The 19,607-nt window shown below is 42.1% G+C and carries 14 protein-coding genes; 3 read left to right on the forward strand and 11 right to left on the reverse strand.

Features of this window, described 5'->3' with window-relative positions; translation table 11 throughout:
* Positions 1-88: 88 nt before the first annotated feature.
* Genes ACLNCV_RS05715 through rexB form a run of 3 tightly spaced genes read right to left on the reverse strand, consistent with a single transcriptional unit; the run spans position 89 to position 8,207 of the window.
* The gene (locus tag ACLNCV_RS05715; protein ID WP_084926353.1) at positions 89-1,267 is read right to left on the reverse strand and encodes a hypothetical protein; all 1,179 of its coding nucleotides are present in this window, start codon (positions 1,265-1,267) and stop codon (positions 89-91) included.
* A 17-nt stretch (positions 1,268-1,284) separates the two neighbouring features.
* Complete coding sequence (gene addA, locus ACLNCV_RS05720) at positions 1,285-4,935, reverse strand: helicase-exonuclease AddAB subunit AddA (RefSeq protein ID WP_084926352.1); 3,651 nt, start codon at positions 4,933-4,935, stop codon at positions 1,285-1,287.
* Positions 4,932-8,207, reverse strand: a complete 3,276-nt coding sequence (gene rexB, locus ACLNCV_RS05725) for an ATP-dependent nuclease subunit B (RefSeq protein ID WP_424844962.1) — start codon at positions 8,205-8,207, stop codon at positions 4,932-4,934. The genes addA and rexB overlap by 4 nt, the downstream gene beginning before the upstream one ends.
* Positions 8,208-8,323: 116 nt before the next feature.
* On the opposite strand from rexB, the gene ACLNCV_RS05730 reads away from it, so the two are divergent.
* The 3 genes from ACLNCV_RS05730 (at position 8,324) to ACLNCV_RS05740 (ending at position 10,946) form a co-directional block, all read left to right on the forward strand.
* Complete coding sequence (locus tag ACLNCV_RS05730; protein ID WP_424844963.1) at positions 8,324-9,133, forward strand: HAD family hydrolase; 810 nt, start codon at positions 8,324-8,326, stop codon at positions 9,131-9,133.
* Between the two features lie 141 nt (positions 9,134-9,274).
* The gene (locus ACLNCV_RS05735; RefSeq protein ID WP_424844964.1) at positions 9,275-10,183 is read left to right on the forward strand and encodes an ABC transporter ATP-binding protein; all 909 of its coding nucleotides are present in this window, start codon (positions 9,275-9,277) and stop codon (positions 10,181-10,183) included.
* A gap of 10 nt (positions 10,184-10,193) precedes the next feature.
* On the forward strand, positions 10,194-10,946 hold the full coding sequence (locus ACLNCV_RS05740) for an ABC transporter permease (protein ID WP_424844965.1): 753 nt from the start codon (positions 10,194-10,196) through the stop codon (positions 10,944-10,946).
* A 40-nt stretch (positions 10,947-10,986) separates the two neighbouring features.
* Here ACLNCV_RS05740 and ACLNCV_RS05745 read toward each other — a convergent pair whose 3' ends face one another.
* From ACLNCV_RS05745 to ACLNCV_RS05780, 8 genes are all read right to left on the reverse strand, one after another.
* Positions 10,987-11,865 (reverse strand): sensor histidine kinase, encoded by an 879-nt coding sequence (locus tag ACLNCV_RS05745; protein WP_424844966.1) that lies wholly within the window; start codon positions 11,863-11,865, stop codon positions 10,987-10,989.
* Entirely contained in the window at positions 11,862-12,563 is a 702-nt protein-coding gene (locus ACLNCV_RS05750; RefSeq protein WP_424844967.1) for a response regulator transcription factor, read from the reverse strand. The genes ACLNCV_RS05745 and ACLNCV_RS05750 overlap by 4 nt, the downstream gene beginning before the upstream one ends.
* A gap of 190 nt (positions 12,564-12,753) precedes the next feature.
* Positions 12,754-13,629, reverse strand: coding sequence for an N-carbamoylputrescine amidase (aguB, locus tag ACLNCV_RS05755; protein WP_424844968.1), 876 nt, complete (start codon positions 13,627-13,629; stop codon positions 12,754-12,756).
* 9 nt (positions 13,630-13,638) lie between these two features.
* Positions 13,639-14,724, reverse strand: coding sequence for an agmatine deiminase (gene aguA, locus ACLNCV_RS05760; protein WP_424844969.1), 1,086 nt, complete (start codon positions 14,722-14,724; stop codon positions 13,639-13,641).
* Positions 14,721-15,848 carry a carboxynorspermidine decarboxylase gene (gene nspC, locus ACLNCV_RS05765; protein WP_125443663.1) on the reverse strand — a complete coding sequence of 376 codons (1,128 nt, stop codon included), beginning with the start codon at positions 15,846-15,848 and terminating at the stop codon, positions 14,721-14,723. Before nspC ends, aguA begins: the two co-directional genes overlap by 4 nt.
* Positions 15,848-17,107 (reverse strand): saccharopine dehydrogenase family protein, encoded by a 1,260-nt coding sequence (locus ACLNCV_RS05770; RefSeq protein WP_424844970.1) that lies wholly within the window; start codon positions 17,105-17,107, stop codon positions 15,848-15,850. Before ACLNCV_RS05770 ends, nspC begins: the two co-directional genes overlap by 1 nt.
* Positions 17,104-17,964, reverse strand: a complete 861-nt coding sequence (speE, locus tag ACLNCV_RS05775) for a polyamine aminopropyltransferase (protein ID WP_000366713.1) — start codon at positions 17,962-17,964, stop codon at positions 17,104-17,106. The genes ACLNCV_RS05770 and speE overlap by 4 nt, the downstream gene beginning before the upstream one ends.
* The gene (locus ACLNCV_RS05780; RefSeq protein ID WP_261049643.1) at positions 17,965-19,425 is read right to left on the reverse strand and encodes an aminotransferase class I/II-fold pyridoxal phosphate-dependent enzyme; all 1,461 of its coding nucleotides are present in this window, start codon (positions 19,423-19,425) and stop codon (positions 17,965-17,967) included.
* Positions 19,426-19,607: the final 182 nt, after the last annotated feature.

The following is a 19,607-nucleotide window of genomic DNA, read 5'->3' on the forward strand; positions in this document are numbered from 1 at the left end:
TTTGTTTTCGAATAAATCTGTTGAGAATAATAATGACACTGACTATTAAAACTAACACCTACCATGGCATTTCCACGGCAGGTGTTACTTATATCAATAATCGTTCTAAAAATGGTTTGATGCAGTTGAGAAGAATTCCATCTATCCAGCTTTCTTGTGCTGAGGATAGATGTTCTGTCTGAAGGCTTTCTTTTAAGAAGTCTCGGACTTGTTCTGGTGAGATTTCAAACTCAAAAGCTTTCATTTTATAGAAAAAGTTGATGAGATGATCTGACAGGTATTGGGTTGAAAAGGGAACTTCTCCACTTTTTCGATATTCTAATAAGAGTCGAGCAAATCGGGATTTTTCTTCAGGAAGGTCACGAAAATAGGAATTGAGGAGCCAAGTCTGCTTCTGTTTTCTTTCAACTGGATCCTGACTCGCAATTCGTTGGTCTTTTTCCAGCTCTTTTTGATATTGTTTGGCCTTGATGGCCCGTTCTGTTCGATTTTTTCCAAAAAGAATTTTCTCCCATTTTCTTTCTTCTTGAGTCAGGGTTTCTGTAAAGCCAAAGTAATCCTGATAAGCACGCTCTGCTGGTCCCATGGCTAGGACCAGATTGTCTGCATATTGCTTGGCGATTTTATCCCTCTTCTTGCGCTCTTTCTCTGCTTGGATACGGAGTTCTTGTTCGTAGTCGATTTTCTCCTTGCCTAGCTTGACAAGGTAGAGTTGGTCATCTGGTTTTCCTAGTAAAAGAGGTTTAATACATTTTTCTAGGACTTCCTCCATGCGAGCCTTTTTCTTTGGCTCAGCCTTGGTCCAACTTCCTCCTTGAAAGACTTCTAGAAATAGCTGGTAGTCTCTCTCAGGTGTGAATTGATTACCACGATTAGGCTTGAAAACACCTTTTTCCCAGAGCCACTTTAGAAGTCGCTCGTCAAAATCACTCTTATTGACCTTGATTTTTTCCTTTTTCTGGGCTTTTCTGGTCAGATTTTCAACCTTTCTGAGTAATTTTTCTTCCTCTTCTAGTTGCTGGTCAAGGGTCAATCGATGAAAATGCCGAACACAATCGCTACCAATCGGAAAGAGGCGTTGACCTGTGACACCGTTAAAGAGTTCGTAGGCGTATTTGATAGCATTTCCACAGACACAATTGCTACGGCCGATGCCGTTAAAAATCAAGGAAACTTCATTCCATTCCTTAGTAGCTTGTTCCCAAGTATCAGCTTTTGAAGCCTGTAAAACCGCATCATGCAGGGATTTTCTAACTGGAAGTGTCATGAGGTCTCCTTTCTAGATTATACTTTTACAACTTGAACCTCGTCTTTACCGAGTAAAATCAAGTATTTGTCAATATTTTCAATCGAATAGGCTCGTGATAAAGCCTCTCCGTATAGGGCTAACTGACCACGATAGCGGTCTATGAGTTGACTTGGATTATCATAGCGATCTGTCTTATAGTCGAACAGAACAATTTTGTCTTCGTAAAGTAGATAGCCATCAAGGATACCACGGACAACAAAGTCTTCCTGACTCTTTTGGTCTCGTTTGAGCATGGAGAAAGGTTGCTCGCGATAAAGATGGTTGGTATTAGCGAGAATTTCCTGACCGAGTGCTGTGTCAAAGAATGCAAGAATTTTAGCAAGATTGATCTTGTCTCTAACAGCTGGACTGGTTTGAACTTGTTTGAGAGTTTCTGTCAGGCTAGCAAGCGTTGGTCGCTGAGTGAGGTCCATTCTCTGCATCAGTTCGTGGGTAGCACTACCAATCTCAGCTCCTGTTACCTTTTCTTTGGTTGAAAAATCTGGCAACTCAAAGCTAATTTTCTTGTCTACTGACTGGCCTTGACCTGCAATCTCGACACCTTCCATATCCATAACTGGTTCGTAGAATTTCTTGATTTGACTTGGGGTTTGAACACTAGGAAGTTCAATGGCTGCGCGGTGAAGAGTATTATAAACTTCTACTTCTTTCAGCATTTCAAGAGCTTCCTTAATGGTTTCTGACTGGCGATTGTCTGCTTGAGAGCTATCTTGGAGAGGACTTTTGTTTTCCAACTCTCCGATAGCTTCTCTAGTCAGCTGATCTTCACCAACAAAACGATAGCTAAAGTTGAGATGATCCTTGGCAAACACTTTGCTGATAGCCCAAATCCAATCTTGGAAATTCCTTGCTTGCAGTCTAGTGTTGCTATTTAGTTTTCCATTTTTAGCTACTGGGTATTCCTTGGCTTCCAGCTTTTCACGAGACCCCTTACCGACAAGATAAAGCTTTTTCTCAGCCCGTGTCATAGCAACATACAGTAGACGCATTTGCTCAGAGTAGCTTGCCAGCTGTAATTCCTCTTCATTCTGCCTATAGGTCAGGCTAGGAATGGAGAGTTTGATGGTTTTAGGATAGTGATTTTCCGCTGCTCCTGTCTCCATTTTGGCAATATATTTGACACCAAGACCATTCTGACGGCTGAGAATGACTTCTGACATGCTGTCTTGCTTGTTGAAATCCTGATCCATATTGAGGATAAAGACGTAAGGAAACTCCAGTCCTTTACTTTTGTGGATGGTAATGAGCTCTACTGCATCTTTTGGCGGTGCGACAGCCACGCTTGCCAAATCGTGCTGAGCTTCTAAAACTTGGTTAATCATACCAATAAAACGCGACAAGCCTTTGAAATTGCTCTTTTCAAATTGATCAGCACGCAGAGCTAGTGCATAGAGATTAGCCTGTCTAGCAAGACCATTTGGTAAAGCCCCCACATAATCATAATAAAAACGGTCGTTATAAATCTTCCAAATCAAGTCATATAGGGAGTGGGTTTTGGCATACAGGCGCCAAGAAACCAAGATATCCATGAATTGCTTTAGTTTCTCAGCTAGAGCTGAGTGAATCAAGACTTTTTGGCTACTTACCATTTTTTGTGCATTGACCAGTTTCTCATAGAGATTTTCTTGGACTTTATCCTCCGCTTTCTGAAGAGATAAACGTGCTAACTCGTCCTCATCAAAGCCAAACATTGGAGACTTCATAAGGGCAACCAAGGCATAGTCTTGCAGGGGATTATGAATGACACGAAGAGTGTCTAGCATGACTTGCACTTCTAGGGATTGGAGATAATTGTTTTGCTCTCCGTCGGTTTTAACAGGAATCCCGTACTCAGACAGGGCGAGAAGAATCTGGTCATTACGACTGCGACTGGAGGTCAGAAGGGCGATTTCTTTAAAGGCAACACCTTGTTCCTTATGGAGTTTAAGGATTTCCTTGATAACTAAGCGCATTTCGCCTGTTAGTTTCGTTTCTGTTTGACTCTCGTCTTCCTCACCTGTATCGTCCTTGTCGTAGAGAAGAAATTCTGCCTTGTTGTCTGGATTAGGAGTCGGCTTGGTATTGGCAAAAACAAGCTGGTGCATGTTATCATAGTTGATTTCGCCGACCTCTTGGTCCATGAGACGTTCAAAGACATCATTGGTTGCTGACAGCACTTCTGAACTACTTCGGAAATTTTCCTTGAGGAGAATGAGCTTGCCTTCTTGGGGATTTTGCGCATAACGTTGGAATTTCTCATTAAAAATCTGCGGATCTGCCTGACGGAAACGATAGATAGATTGCTTGATATCTCCCACCATAAAGCGATTGTGACCATTTGACAGCAATTCCAGCATCCGTTCTTGAATGTGGTTGGTATCCTGATACTCATCGACCATGACTTCATGGAAGCGGTCCTGATAAACCTGACGAACTTGTGGGAAATTCTCTAAAATCTCAATGGTATAGTGGCTGATGTCAGCGAACTCAAAGGCATTTTCCTGGCGTTTGCGCTGACGATAGGCCTCTACAAAATCACTCATGAAGGCTTGGAAGGTTTTAGCTAGTTCCCATGTATCTCCATGATAACGTTCTTGATAGTCGAGAATGGTTATCTGGTCTGACAGTTGTCCTAGTTTAGCAAACTGGGTCTTTCTCTCTTCGTTGTAGGCATCGGCCAGTGGCTTCAAATCAGCCTTACGACTGGCATTAGTCAGGGCCCGACCGTTTTTCTCTTTCGAAATTGCGACGACACGCGCAAGCACTGCTTGATAAGCCTGACTATCGGACTCCTGATTTAAGGAGCCAATTTCATCCAGAACTAACTGAACATTTTCTAAATAAGCAGCCTTTGCAAATTCCTTGGCATCATTATCCAGATGATAACGGAAAAAGCTTTCCAAATTCCAAAGGGCTTGCTGGATTTGTGTGGTCAGTTTTTCTTTTTCACTGCTAAAATCAGTTTTCTCAAAGCCTTTGAGGAAAGATTCACTTAACCATTTCTGAGGATTGCTAGTGGATTGAAGGAAGTCATAGATTTTATAGACTTGCTGGCGCAGCCCCCGTTCATCTTTTCCACGTCCAGCAAAGTTTTTTAGCAAATGACTAAACTTCTCTTTCTGTTTGCCTTGGTAATGGGCTTCAAATACCTCATGAAAGACTTCGTTTTTTAGAAGAAGTTGCTCGCTTTGGTTTTGTAAAATACGGAAATTAGGCGCAATATCAAGCAGATAGCCATGTTTACAAAGGAATTTTTGTGTGAAAGAGTCCATGGTTCCGATGGCAGCGTTGGGAAGGTCTGCCAACTGGCGACCCAAGTGTTGTTTGAGTTCGACATCATCCGTTTCTTGGATTTGTTGGCTGATTTTTTTCTCCAAACGTTCCTTAAGCTCTGTGGCAGCCTTAACGGTAAAGGTTGAGATAAAGAGTTGAGAAATTTCGACACCACGCGCTAACTGATCCAGAATGCGCTCGGCCATGACAAAGGTCTTACCAGAACCAGCCGACGCTGAGACAAGGATATTTTGACCAGAAGTGTAGATGGCTTCGATTTGTTCGGCAGTTTTCTTTTGTTCCTTGCTCGAATTTGCTTCTACTTCTTGCAATTTTTTAATTTCCTCCTCAGTTAAAAAGGGAATAGGCTTCATTGATTCAACTCCTCTCTTATTTTTTCAAACCAAGCTTGCTTGAGTTTTTCTCCGACCAGACGCTTGCCATCAGCCAGGTCTAACTTCTCTAGGAAACGGGCTTGACCCAAGTGATAATTGGCTTCAAATCCTGTGATAGCTTGGTGTTGCTGGATGTATGGGGCAATGCTTCTACCATTTTCAGTATAAGGGTTAATGGCGAACTGACCTTCTAAAATCTTCTCAGCTGCTTTCTTGTAAAGTTGGGCATTGTAGTCAAGTAGAAGCTGGAATTCCTCATCTGTCAGCTGATTAGCCTTGTTTTTGTTGTAAAATTCGCCCAAATGACTGCTTTCTTTTTCTAAAAAGAGCCCTTGGTATTTCATTGACTTGCTAGCTTCTACTACTGCACCTGCCAGACTTTTAACGGCTATCAGAGATTGAACAGGTTCAGCCATTTCCAAGTACATAGCGCCGAAAAAGTTCTGCTCCCCTTCTCTTTTTAAGGCAGCTAGATAAGTTGGCAACTGAGAATTGAGGCCATTAAAGAAATGAGGAAACTGGAACTGGGTCAGGCTGGATTTGTAGTCTACTACTCCTATCGATCCATCAGCTTTCAAACGGTCAATTCGGTCCACCTTGCCTCGTACAAAGACACTGCGACCATTGTCCAATTGAATAAAGGCTTGCTCTTTCCCACCGAAATTCGCTTCCTCTTTGATGGTTTCGATGGCTGGATTGTGGCGGAGAATGTGTCCAGTTGTCCGTGCAACATCAAGCAAAACTTCCTTTGTAAATTGGGCTTCCAAACTTTCCTGATAAATGGCTTCAAATTCGCGTTCTTGACTGGTTTCTTGGATAGCTTGTTCTAAACGTCTGTCAAAGGAATCTTCGTTAGGCAACTGCAAGGTACGTTCAAAAATACGGTGCAAGAAATTTCCGTGACTACGAGCATCTGGACGCAGGCGCAATTCCTCCTGCAAACCTAACACGTAGCGAAGAAAATAACTATATTCATTGCGATAAAACTCCGTCAAACCAGAGGTAGAAAGGTAAAACTCCTGGTTAGAGGGGTAGAGAGCTTGTAAGGTGTCCTTGGCCAACTGCTTACTGCTTGGACTTGTTGGGAGGGCAGGATTTGCAAGGCCTTTTTGGTCTAGTTTTTTACCCATGACACGCGCCAGAACCTTAACAAAGGTCAAATCTTGCTCAGTATCACTCGTCTCGCCCTGCTGGTGATAGGCAACCAGACTGGACAAAAGACTGTGATATGACCCCATATCTTCCTTAGACAGCCCTTTGTGATTCATCCTCTTCTCTTTTCGACTAAATCCAAAATGGACCAGCTCTTGAAGATAGGCAGATTCCTTACTTTCACTTTCGTTAAAAAGGCTTGGAGCTGACAAGACCAACTGCTTACGAGCAGAATTGACCAAGGAAAGCATAGTGTAGCGATTTTTCTTGAGGTTCTCACTGCTGGCAATCAGCAATTGAGCCCCTTCCTCAGTTGCTTGGTTTAGACTTTGTCTTTCTTCGTCTGTCAAAAGACTGGTGTTTTGCGCAATTTTTGGTAAATTGTCCTGAGTCAGCCCAATGGCATAGACAAAGTCAGCTGTCAGAGGGGCAATCAAATCGTAACTCTGCACCGGAACGGTGTCCACTGTTGCTGGAATGGTGCGGTATTGGGACAAACTAATTCCAGAATGGAGCAAAGCTAGGAAGTCCTCCAGACTAACCTGTGAACCAGCAAAAACAGTCGCAAATTGTTCTAAAACATGACAGAAAGCCTTCCAAACTTCGGCTTGTCTTTCCTGCTCTACAGCTTCCATAGTGGCTGTCAAATCTTGTAACTGCTTGGTCACAGCTCCTTCTTTTAGAAAAGAATTCCACTTTTGCAAGAGATTTTCAGCCTTCTGTTTTCGACTGGCAAAGAGAGTCTCGAGAGGTGTTAAAACACGCAGACGAAGAGCATTTAAACGTCCTAAATCAAATTTTCCGTGGTGGGATTTGGTGAAGGCTTGCTGAAAGGCTGGCAAGCCATTGATACCAAGATAGCGGATATATTGCTCAAAAGCATCAATATCAGCCTGACTAAGGTCGGTGTACAAACCTGTTCTGAGAAGGTTAATCAAATCCTCCTGACGAAAACGGTAGCGTTTTAAAGCCAAGATAGACTCGACAAACTGTGTCAAGGGATGATGCGCCATGGATTCGCTTCTACCAAGATAGAAAGGAATCTGGTACTGGTCAAAAATGGTTTTAAGAGATAACTGATAAGAAGCCACATCCCCCAAGAGAATACGAAAATGCTTGTAGCTCAGGTTTGGATTGGCATGTAATTTCTGACGAATGCTGCGGGCTACTAACTCCAACTCTTCCTTTTGCGTCAAGCAAGACCAGATTTGTAAGTTTTCACGATCCTTCTCATCGACATCCAAAGTGAGTTCTGAAAAGTCATAAGAAGACTCTAGCAAACGAGAGGCCTTGTCAAAGCTATCCATCTGCTCATGCGTTTGAGAACAATCCAGAGCAGGAGTTTGGTATTTAGAGGCTAGATGTTGGAGAAATTCCACACTGGCTTGATAGAGATTGCCTTCAGCGAATGGACTGGTATAAGCTTTCTTGCTAGCATAGGCTCCAATGATAATCTCGACACCCTTGCCGTGAAGTAAGTCCACAATCCGCTCTTCCTCAGCAGAAAAACGGGTAAATCCATCAATAACCAAGGCTATTTGAGTAAAATCACTACTAACTTTGTTATTCTCAATAGCCTCAATCAAATGGGATAACTGACTTCCCTGAGCTAACTGCCCTTGATTGAGATAGGCCGTTACCTTCTCAAAAATCAAGAGTAAATCGGCTCGCTTGTCCTCATCCGTCAAACTCTCCAAGTCCAAAAAACTCATCTGAGCAGTCGTCATCTCGTGATACAGCTCTATCAACTGCTGGATAAACTGAGGATCCTGCTTGATGGCGCCGTATACTCGTAAGTCTTTGGGATCAAGTTCAGCAAGACATCTGTAAAAGGCCATACCAAGACCGATGTCATCTAGACTGGTTTTGACAGGTAGGTCATTCAAAATCAGGTAACGAGCCATCTGCGCAAAGCGCGTGACGGTAATCGCAAAAGAAGCCTGCTGGGACAAGCATTCCAGCACGGCGCGTTCCTTTTCAAAAGAAAGAGAGTTGGGAGCTATGTAGAAGACCCGCTTGCCAGCAGCAACTAGCTCTTCCGCCTCTCTGGTTAGAATTTCAGTCAAAGAAGTCCGAATATCAGTATAAAGTAATTTCATCTCAGCCTCGTTGGAATTTTTCATTACCTTTTATTATACCATGATTAGCCCGAAGATTACTCCTCCTTTCTCCAAAATATGCTATAATAATACCAAAAGATAAAGAAGGAAGTCTTATGATTAAACTACTAGCCTTGGATATGGACGGAACACTCCTCAATGAAGCCAAGGAAATCCCACAAGCTCACATTACTGCTATTCACCAAGCTATTGAAAAAGGTGTCAAACTGGTTCTCTGTACGGGGCGCCCCCTTTTCGGTGTCCTCCCCTACTACAAAAAACTGGGGCTTGACCTCCAGAACGAATATGTCATTGTTAACAACGGTTGCTCAACTCACCAGACCAGTGATTGGAGTCTGGTTGATTGGCAAGAACTCAGTCCAACTGACATTGAATACCTCTATGACCTAGCTGAAAAAAGTGATGTTCAGTTGACTCTTTTTGATGAGGAACATTATTTTGTCCTCGGTGGCAAGCCTAATGAAATCGTTCAAAATGATGCTAAACTAGTCTTTTCAGACCTGACTGAAATTTCTCTTGAGGAAGCGACTAGTGGTAAGTGCCGGATGTTCCAAGGTATGTTTTTAGGAACAGAGAGCCAAACGGACGATTTTGAGCAGCGTTTTGCTGGGGAGCTTTGCCAACGATTCAGTGGAGTTCGTTCGCAGCCTGTTATTTATGAAGCTATGCCACTTGGTACGACAAAGGCTACTGCTCTTTCACGACTGGCAGAGATTCTGAAGATTGATTCCTCAGAGATCATGGCCATGGGCGACGCCAATAACGATATCGAAATGCTCCAGTTTGCAGGGCTTGGGATTGCAATGGGAAATGCCAGCGATTATGTCAAATCGCTAGCTGATGCCGTTACAGCCAGCAACGAAGAAGACGGCGTCGCGCGTGCCATTGAGAAATATATTTTATAGTAAAGAAGCCCAGTTCATATCAACTGGGTTTTGATATTTAAAAATTCCTAAAACTTTAGAAACTCTTTAGAAATCCTTGAGCTTTCTTTGATTTCTATGCTTTATACTAAAGTTAACAAAATAAATCAAAAGGAGAGAATCATGAAAACAGTACTCGACATTCATGGATTGTCCAAAAACTTTGACAAACAAGCTATTCTTCAGGATCTTCATCTAACGATAAGAGAGGGAGATATTTATGGACTTATAGGAAAGAACGGAGCTGGGAAGACTACCTTAATCAAAATCATTACGCAACTACTGTTTGCGGATAAAGGGACTGTTTCCCTCTTCTCTAGCCAAACGGAAAATGAGTGGACCAAGGCTCTAACTCGAGTAGGTTCTGTTATCGAATCACCTGTAGCTCATAATCACTTAACAGCCTATCAAAATTTGAATTATTATTGTATGATTCGTCATATTCCAAATGCTGATCAAGTCATTCGAGAAACGCTGGACTATGTAGGTTTGGCAGATACAGGTAAAAAAGTCTTTCGTGATTTCTCTCTAGGAATGAAACAAAGACTTGGTATCGCCATTGCCCTCCTATCCAAACCAGACTTCCTGATCTTAGATGAACCTATCAACGGTCTCGACCCAATCGGTATCAAAGAATTTCGACTAATGATTCAACGACTAAATCAAGAAAAAGGGATCACCATTCTCATCTCTAGCCATATCTTGTCAGAACTCTACCTCGTAGCTAATCGCTTTGGTATTTTAGATCAAGGAAAGATTATCCGTGAAATCAGCAAAGCTGAATTTGAAACACTAAGTGAGGATTATATTGTTCTTAAGACATCTGATAAAGAGAAAGCTTGTCAAGTATTGAAAGAACAAATCCAACTCCAGTTTAAGGTAGTGAACCCTGAAAATGAAATCCATATCTTTGGAAATGAACAAGATGTCAAACAGATTCTTAAGGAATTAACCTTGGCAGATGTTGCCATTGACGAGATTTACTATGCCCGTCAAAACCTAGAAGAATACTTCACTCAATTGGTCCAATAGGAGGAAAATCATGATACATACCATTCAAGCAGACTTTTACCGTCTTTTCCGCTCCAAAGGATTCTGGATTACAGAATTCATTCTCTTTGTCCTCTTGCTACTGGGTGCCACTATCGGGGCTACTGGCCATCTGATGGCAATCCAGACAGAAGAACCAGAAATTCCAACCCATGGTTGGGACGGTATTCAAGCTCTTATCAATGCGTCTAGCAATGATTCAAACCTTGTTTTTCTCTGCATTATTCTAACATGTTTAGTTCTTGGGGTCGATCTAATCGGCAAGCTTTATAAAAATAGTTTGACAGTTGGCGTTTCTCGTACAGAGTTTTTCTTCGCTAAATCCTTTGTACTAGCAAGCATCGCTCTCTTGCAACTCATCGCCAGCCTTGTGATTGCTTTTGTTCCCTCAACTCTACTAAACGGACTTGGTACGATACCTGATGGTTTTGTTACTAATCTCCTCTCAATGATTTTCCTTCAATTTCTCTGCCTTCTCGCTTGGCTTTCGATTATTTCCTTTATTCTCTACCTGACTCATTCTTATCTTGCCGTATTTATTGGTTATCTGATTAGCTCTATCATCCTTTCTATGCCAATGATCATTTTTCCAAATATCAAATATTTACCATATTTGTCCTTGCATTTTTCCTATGCTATGACTGCTAATAGTGAATCCATTTTCTATACAGTTATAGTTACCTTAGCTGTTATTGTAATCTTTAATCTAAGTGGACTGGCAGTTTTCAAAAAGAAAAGTTTATAAAAAATGACCTCCTCTAGCCTACAGAGGAGGTTTCTTTTCGTTAAAAGTAAATAAAAACCGATAACCACTGCCCATCTGTGCTTAGTTTCATCTCTGCACCGAGAAGATGACATAATTCCTCAGTGATATAAAGACCTAAACCAGAGGATTCTTCCGTGTCTGATAGATTTTCAGAATAAAAACGGTTGCTGAGATTTTCTATTTTTTTGATGGGTTGTTTGACAAGGTTTGCAATCTCTAAGACAAGCTGTTCCTTTTCCATTCGCAAAGATAGACGCGCTTCTTCCTTGCCATGTTTGAGGACATTTCCGAGCAAATTTTGTAAAATTCGATCCAGCAAGTCTTCATCAGTCCTCATTTTTAAACCAGCTTCAACCTTAAAATCAAGCGAGATATTTGCCGCCTGAAAAACATCATAATAAGCCAGAGTCTTTTTGGTGATAAAAGCTGAAAGGTCTACTTCTTCAAGTTTTGGTTTGACAGCTCCTTCCATCAAACGACGATATTCTAGGAGAGCCTCCAAACGTTTGGAAACTAAATCAAGATGCTGGGCTACTTTTTGTAAGGTTTCTGATTTGTTTTCAGGAGACTTTATCAATTGTTGGGTGTAGCCTGAAGCGATAGTCAGAGGTGTCCGAATATCATGGGCGATATTGCTGATGGCCATATCCAGAGTCTGCTTTTCCCTTTTCATCACTAACCGAGATTGTTCCACTTCCTGAAATAGATTTTCAATCTGCTGGTAGAGATGTAAAAAATGTTTGGAAAAAATACTGACTCCTACTCTTTTCATACTACCTGTAAGAATCTTGACTTCAATCTGTTGACTCAGGCTTTCAAGAGCTAGATGATATCGAATCAATGTAATCGATAAAATGATTAGGAGAACCAGTAGGACAAAGATTATCATGTAGCTCATTGCTTGTCTCCTTTTAATCTTACCCCAACTCCCCAAATGGTTTCAATATATTCTTGAGTTGGGTCAAGTTGGTTTAATTTTTTACGAAGATTACTCAAATGCGTATTGAGGGTATTATCTCCAGGTAGATAGCTATCCTCCCAGACCAATTCATAAAGTTCTTCCTTGGTGAAAATTTTCTTAGGATGTTTGAGGAGAGTTTGGAGAATCAAGCATTCTTTCTTGGCAAGGCGAATGGTTTCCTGACTATTTTTGATTTCAAAACTTTCCGCATCAAACTGGATATTTTTCAAGTTTAGTGGCAGATTTTCAGTTTTTCCTAGTTCTATAGGCTGTTTTTCTACGCTTTGACGTAGTTGAACAGTAACTCTGGCAAAGACTTCGTCCAAATCAAAAGGTTTCACTATGTAATCATTGGCACCGTCTAAGAGGTATTGACTGATTAACTTCTTATCGCTCAAAGCCGTTAGCATAATGACTGGGATTTGACTTTGTTCCCTGATGGCTTTTAAAACCTGATCCCCATTTTTCCCAGGAAGCATGATATCTAGCAAAACGAGGTCAATCCCACCTTGGTCAAAAAGCATGATTCCTTCTGTACCAGAAAAGGCTTGAATCACCTCATGCTCCTCAGTAAGAAGTGTTCGTAAAATCTCTTGAATGTCACTATTGTCTTCAATAACCAATATTCTAGCCATAAATACCAACCTTTCTGCAACTATTATAGCATGTTTTATTGATAAAGCTTAAACAGAAAAGCTCCTCGCATAAAAGCACGAGAAAGCCTTAGAGGGTTAAAATATAAAATCCACTTGCTAGGCAACAAAGTGACTTATAGTTGCAAATAAGAAGTTAATCTAGCAGAGTGAATCTCTCATTTCTCCCCTACTAGTCCGTAATGCGTTGATACATTTCGGGTCTTCTATCTCGAAACAGTCCCCAATTTAGGCGCTCACTTGCTCCCTTGTCTAGGTCATAAGTAGCTAACAGAACAGCTTCTTCTTGTCTTTCAGCTCGTTCTAGAATAGCGCCTGTTTCATCTGTCATAAAGGAGGAACCGTAGAAGTCAAGACTGGAACTCTGTTCACCATTTTCCTCACTAGGAGTAACTTCCTCCAAACCATAACGATTGGCTACAATAACTGGAACAATATTTGCTGCTGCGTGTCCTTGCATGGTACGTTGCCAATGACCACAACTATCTGTATCCAAGATAGGTTCTGAACCGATAGCTGTAGGATAAAAGAGCAATTCAGCACCATTCAATGCAAGACAGCGGGCTGTTTCAGGGAACCATTGATCCCAACAGATACCGATGCCAATCTTAGCATAGCGAGTATCCCAGACCTTGAAACCAGTGTTACCAGGAGTAAAGTAAAATTTCTCTTGATAGTAATGGTCGTCTGGTATGTGGGTCTTTCGATAAACGCCTAGTACTTCCCCATCAGCATCAATGACGGCGATTGAGTTATACAAGACGTTGCCATCTTTTTCGTAGAAACTAATCGGTAAAACAACCTTTAGTTCTTTAGCAAGAACTTTAAAATGCTGAATAGCTGTATTGTCTGTCACCGACTGAGCATGCTGGTAGTAGTCATACTGGCGTTCCTGACAGAAATAGGGACGTTCAAACAACTCGGGCAAGAGAATAATTTGTGCGCCTTGTTCTTCAGCCTGACGTACTAAACGCTCTGCGGTTTGGATATTTGTTGCCACATCCTTAGCGCATTGCATCTGAATGGCTGCAACTCTTACATTTCTCATCTTTTTCTCCTATTCTGGGATTTGTTGGGTGATACAGTGGATATTGCCACCACCTAATAGAATATCTCTGGCTGGTATTCCTACCACTTCACGATCTGGGAAACAATTACTGAGGATATCTAAGGCCACTTGGTCGTTTACATCCTCAAACTGAGGAACAAGGACAGCCTTGTTGACGATATAAAAATTTACGTAGGAAGCTGCTAGTCGTTCACCTGCGTATCGCTCTTCTTCTCCTTCTTCATAGATGTAGCCTGTCAAATCCTCTTCTGTCACAATTTGTCGAACTGCAGGGATAGGCAATTTATGAATGGTGAAGGCACGACCTTTTGCATCTGTTTCCTTTTCTAAAAGCGCTAAATCAGCTGCTGACATGGCATACTGGGGATCGTTTTGATTATCTGTCCAAGCCAAAACAAGCTCAGCAGGACCAACAAAGGCAGCAACATTGTCAACGTGTTCATTGGTTTCATCCTGATAAATACCATAAGGAAGCCAAATAACTTTTTCAGCTCCAAGGCTGTCTAATAAGGTATTTTCGATTTCTTCCTTACTAAGATGAGGATTGCGACCGGGACTAAGTAAGCAACTTTCAGTCACGAGAATTGTTCCTTGACCATCGCTATGGATTGCTCCGCCTTCTAGGACAAAAGGTTTGGCATCGTAAACAGGCATTTCCAAGGCCTCAGCAAAACGACTGGCTACTTGGTCATCATCTTCATAATCTTGATAAAGACCATCTACAGCCCCACCCCAAGCATTGAAAGACCAATCCACGGCTAATTTCTGGCCTTCATCATTGACAAGAATAGTCGGACCTGTATCACGCGCCCAGGCATCATTGGTGGGAATGTCTAAATAAATAACGCTATCTCCAAGGTAGTCTTGGGCTTCAGCTAAGTAGTCTTGGTCCACCAAAAGATAGACTCTTTCCCCTTCTGATATGGTTTTTATAATCTGGCTAAATGCTGCTTTAGCAGCTTTTCCTTGAAAAGGCCATGATCCTGGTCGAGTCGGCCATATCATGAGGGTACCATGATGGGGTTCGTACTCTGCTGGCATGCGATAGCCTAATTTTTTTGGACTGTCCATCATGATAATCTCCCTTTAAAATCTTGATATCCGAAGGCTTTGACTAAGCTACAGTCACCCTGATCGTCCATGAGATAGAGACTTGGCAATCCAATACCGTTAAAGGTATTATTTTTAACAAATGAGTAAATAGCCATGTCTTCAAAATAAAGTCTATCACCGATTTGAACTGGATTTTCAAAACTATAATCGCCGATCACATCACCCGTCAGACAGGTATTGGAAGAAAGTCTATAGGTATGGAGTTTTTCCTGAGCAGCAAATCCATTTCTCAAAGGTGGACGATAGGGCATCTCAAGTACGTCAGGCATATGGCAGGTCGCAGAGGCATCTAAAACTAAGATTTCCATACCGTTTTCTACAATATCTAATACCTCAGTTGCTAGATAACCCGCATTGAGCGCAATGGCTTCACCCGGCTCGATATAGATTTCAAGATTGTAAGTTTCTCGGATACGCTTGATTTCTGAAATCAGTAAATCCACATCGTAACCTTCTCTCGTGATGTGATGTCCTCCCCCCATATTGAGCCATTTGACTTGATGTAAGTAGGGACCAAACTGCGCTTCTACAGCTTTCAAAGTTGTCTCTAAATCATCTGCTCCTTGCTCGCAAAGGGTATGAAAATGAAGGCCGTCAACCAAATCCAGCAAATCACTTGGTATCTTGTCTAGAGTAACTCCAAAACGAGAACCTGGTGCGCAGGGATCATAGAGAGCGTGATCTCCTTGAGTTGAACACTGAGGGTTAAGTCGCAAACCCACACTTATACCAGCATCCCGACAACGAGCCCCATGTTTACGCAACTGTCTCTCTGAGTTAAAGACGATATGGTCTGTTATCTCAAGCAATTCCTCCAAGTCAGCATCCTTGAAAGCTGGTGCAAATACATGAACTTCCCCCGGGAACTCTTCTCTAGCGAGCTTAGCTTCATAGAGACCACTTGCAGTTGTGCCAGATAGATACTGGCTAATCAAGGGATAGGTTTTGTAGAGGGAATAGGCCTTCTGGGCAAGCAAAACCTTGCAACCAGCTTCTTCTTGAACATATTGTAGAATGCGGCAATTGGCTTCTAACTTTGCCAAGTCAATGACGTAAGCTGGTGTTGGTACTTGTTCTAACTTCATCAGTCCACCATTTGTGGATTTTCAACCACAACCCAAGGTAAACCATACTCATTCAAAGCTTCCATGAATGGATCTGGATCTAACTCTTCAAGATTATACACTCCAGCTTGTTTCCAAGTTCCGTTCATAACCAATTTTGTCCCAATCATGGCTGGAACGCCTGTCGTGTAAGAAATTGCTTGTGAACCAACTTCTGCGTAACATTCCTGATGGTCACAAACATTGTAGATATAGATGGTCTTTTCAACGCCGTCTTTGACACCTGTAAAGATACAACCGATATTGGTTTTACCAACCGTGCGTGGTCCAAGGCTGGCTGGATCTGGAAGCAAGGCTTTCAAAAATTGGATTGGAACGATGTCTTGACCATTGAAATTAATAGTATCCGTACGAAGGAATCCAACATTTTCAAGACATTTCATGTGCGTCAAGTATGATTGACCAAAAGTCATAAAGAAACGAATACGTTTGACACCTGGAATGTTCTTGGCCAATGATTCGATTTCTTCGTGGTGAAGGAGATACATGTCTTTTTGTCCAACCTGTGGGAAATCGTACTCACGCTTGATAGACATAGCTTCGACTTCAACCCATTTTCCATCCTCCCAGTAAGAACCTGGCGCAGAAACCTCGCGGAGGTTGATTTCTGGGTTAAAGTTTGTTGCAAACGGATAACCGTGGTCACCACCATTACAGTCTAAAATGTCGATATAATGGATTTCATCAAAATAGTGTTTGAGGGCATAGGCTGAAAAGACACTAGTCACACCTGGGTCAAAACCTGAACCAAGAAGAGCGGTCAAGCCTGCTTCCTTGAATTTCTCCTGATAAGCCCATTGCCATGAGTAGTCAAAGTAGGCTGTAAAACCAAGTTCCTTGCAACGTTTCTCATAAATAGCACGCCATTCAGGATCTTCCGTATCCTCGGCTTCGTAGTTAGCTGTATCGATATAGTGAACACCTGTTGCCAAACAAGCGTCCATAATTGTTAAATCTTGATATGGTAAAGCTACGTTCAAAACAGCTTCTGGTTTGTAGCTTTCAATCAGGGCAACCACTTCTTCTACCTTGTCAGCATCAAGAGCAGCTGTCTCAATCTTTGTACTTGTTTTGCCTTCCAGTTTAGCCTTCAAGTCATCACATTTTGACTTAGTACGGCTAGCAATCATAATCTCTGTAAAGGTTTCGCTATCTTGGCAAATCTTTGAAATAGCAACTTGGGCAACGCCCCCGCATCCAATAACTAGTAAACGACTCATTTTTTTCCTTCCTCTTCTTCTAAAATGTCCTCAACATACTTGGGCAACATAAAGGCCCCTACGTGTAAGTTTGCAGTGTAGTATTCTGTGAAAAGCTGGCGTTTTTTCCAGCCTTCCTTGTCAAAATCTTTGACAGGGTGGTATTTTTTCGATGCAAATCCAAACAACCAATAGCCAGCTGGACTGGTTGGGATATGGGCCTGATAGACCCGACTGATTGGAAAGGCTTGATTGACCTTGCGGTGCATGCTTCGGCAAGCTGACTCATCCTCGTCAAAGAAGGGACTCCCATGCTGGTAAATCATGATACCGTCTTCTTTCAAGGCTCTATAACTGTTACCGTAAAATTCCTTGGTAAAGAGCCCTTCCGTATGGCCAAATGGATCTGTCGCATCGTTGATGATAATATCATAGTCATCTTCGCAGTTTCGCAAAAAGCGTAGCCCATTTTGGTAGTAAATGGTAACACGAGGATCGTCTAGCCCTGCAGCAAAGTCTGGGAAATACTCACGACAGACCTCTACCAACATCTCATCTGGTTCCACAATATCGATTTGCTCCAGTTCAGGATAAAGTGTTAATACTTGAGCAACACCACCGTCACCACCCCCAATAACCAAGACTTTCTTTGGATTTGGGTGCACAGCCATGGGAACATGGACGGTCATTTCGTTGTAGACAAAGTCATCCGCATCTGAGAATAAAACATGCCCATTTAAAATTAGTATTTTCCCAAAAGCTGGCGTATCCAAGACTTCGATATCTTGCCATTCACTTTTTCCAGCGTAGAGTTGCTTGGCTGTTCTCAGGGACAATTTCACATCTGGAGTATGAACTTCAGAAAACCATAAATCCATCTAGTTCTCCTTTCTCTTAATGACGTTGATGTGATTGACCTCTGGATCTTCCGTCCCTTGGAGGGAACAACCACGTTCCTTGGCAAATTGGATATAATCGACAATTTCTCGTGTAATGCGTTCTCCAGGAGCCAAGATAGGTATTCCTGGAGGATAGCACATGACAAATTCCCCACAGACTTGTCCAACAGATTCGTCTAAAGACAAACTTTTTCTCTCTGAATAGAAGGCTTCCTGAGGAGAAAGGACCAACTCGGGCTGGATATATTCTCCAGCTATCAAGTCCTTCCCATCTCGTGAATAGAGTCTCTTGATATCAGCCAAAGCACCGACCAAGCGCTCGATGTCTTGGATGCGGTCACCAATGGAAATGTAGGCTAATATATTGCCGATATCACCAAACTCGATCTGAATGTCATATTCATCCCGTAAGAGGTCATAAACCTCGATACCTGCTAAGCCAATACCCTGAGTGTAAACTGACAGCTTGGTTACATCAAAATCACAAACGGAAACACCGTCTATTAACTCTTTAGAGTAAGCATAGTAGCCACCTATGGCATTGATTTCACGACGAGCGTACTCAGATAGCTCAATAACTTTCTCAAACGACTCTTTCCCACGAAGAGCTAAGTTTCGACGCGAAATATCCAAACTAGACATTAACAAGTAGGAGGCAGATGTTGACTGGGTCAGGTTGATGATCTGACGAACGTATTCAGGATTCATCTGCTCCCCGATTAAAAGAAGCGAACTTTGTGTCAAACTCCCACCAGACTTATGCATGGAAACTGCTGCCATATCAGCACCTGCATCCATAGCAGAAATTGGAAGTTTATCAGTAAAATGCAAATGCGCTCCGTGGGCTTCATCTACTAAAACCATCATACCAGCTTCATGAGCCATTTCTGTCAAACCCTTTAGGTCTGAACAGATTCCATAGTAAGTAGGATTGTTAATCAAAATGGCCTTGGCATCTGGATGCTGCTTAATGGCCTGGGCCACACGGTCATTTTCAAGACCTAAAGCGATGCCGATTTTAGGATCTACACTCATCTCGATATAGATGGGAATGGCACCACATAGAACCAGCGCATTGATAGCAGATTTATGGACATTACGTGGCAAAATAATCTTATCTCCAGCCTTGCAGGTGGAAAGAATCATAGTCTGCACCGATGAAGTTGTTCCCCCAATCATGAGAAAGGCATGGCTAGCTCCAAAAGCATCCGCAGCCAATTCCTCCGCATCTCGGATAATCGAAATGGGGTGACCAAGATTATCCAAGGGTTTCATCGAATTGACATCAATGCCAACACATTTTTCCCCTAACAGTTCAACCAATTCTGGATTTCCTCGTCCACGCTTGTGACCTGGCACATCAAAGGGAACAATCCTTTTCTTGCGTAGCTTTACCAAGGCCTCATAAATTGGGGCTTGGTTTTGATCTAACTCTTTCAAGACATACTCCTTTCCATATTTTTAGAACCTCACCATAAATAAGGAACTAAAGGATACTTATGAAAAAAGAGCAGGTTTTCACCTGCTCTGCAATCTTCTGACGTTTTTATGTTTGTTTCTTTTGAGTATGTCTGTTCCTGATGTTTCCTAACTCTCTAGTAGCAAATATTACGTACTTTATT

Source organism: Streptococcus sp. CL5.50 (genome assembly GCF_049738015.1).
Taxonomy (GTDB): Bacteria; Bacillota; Bacilli; order Lactobacillales; family Streptococcaceae; genus Streptococcus; species Streptococcus mitis_CA.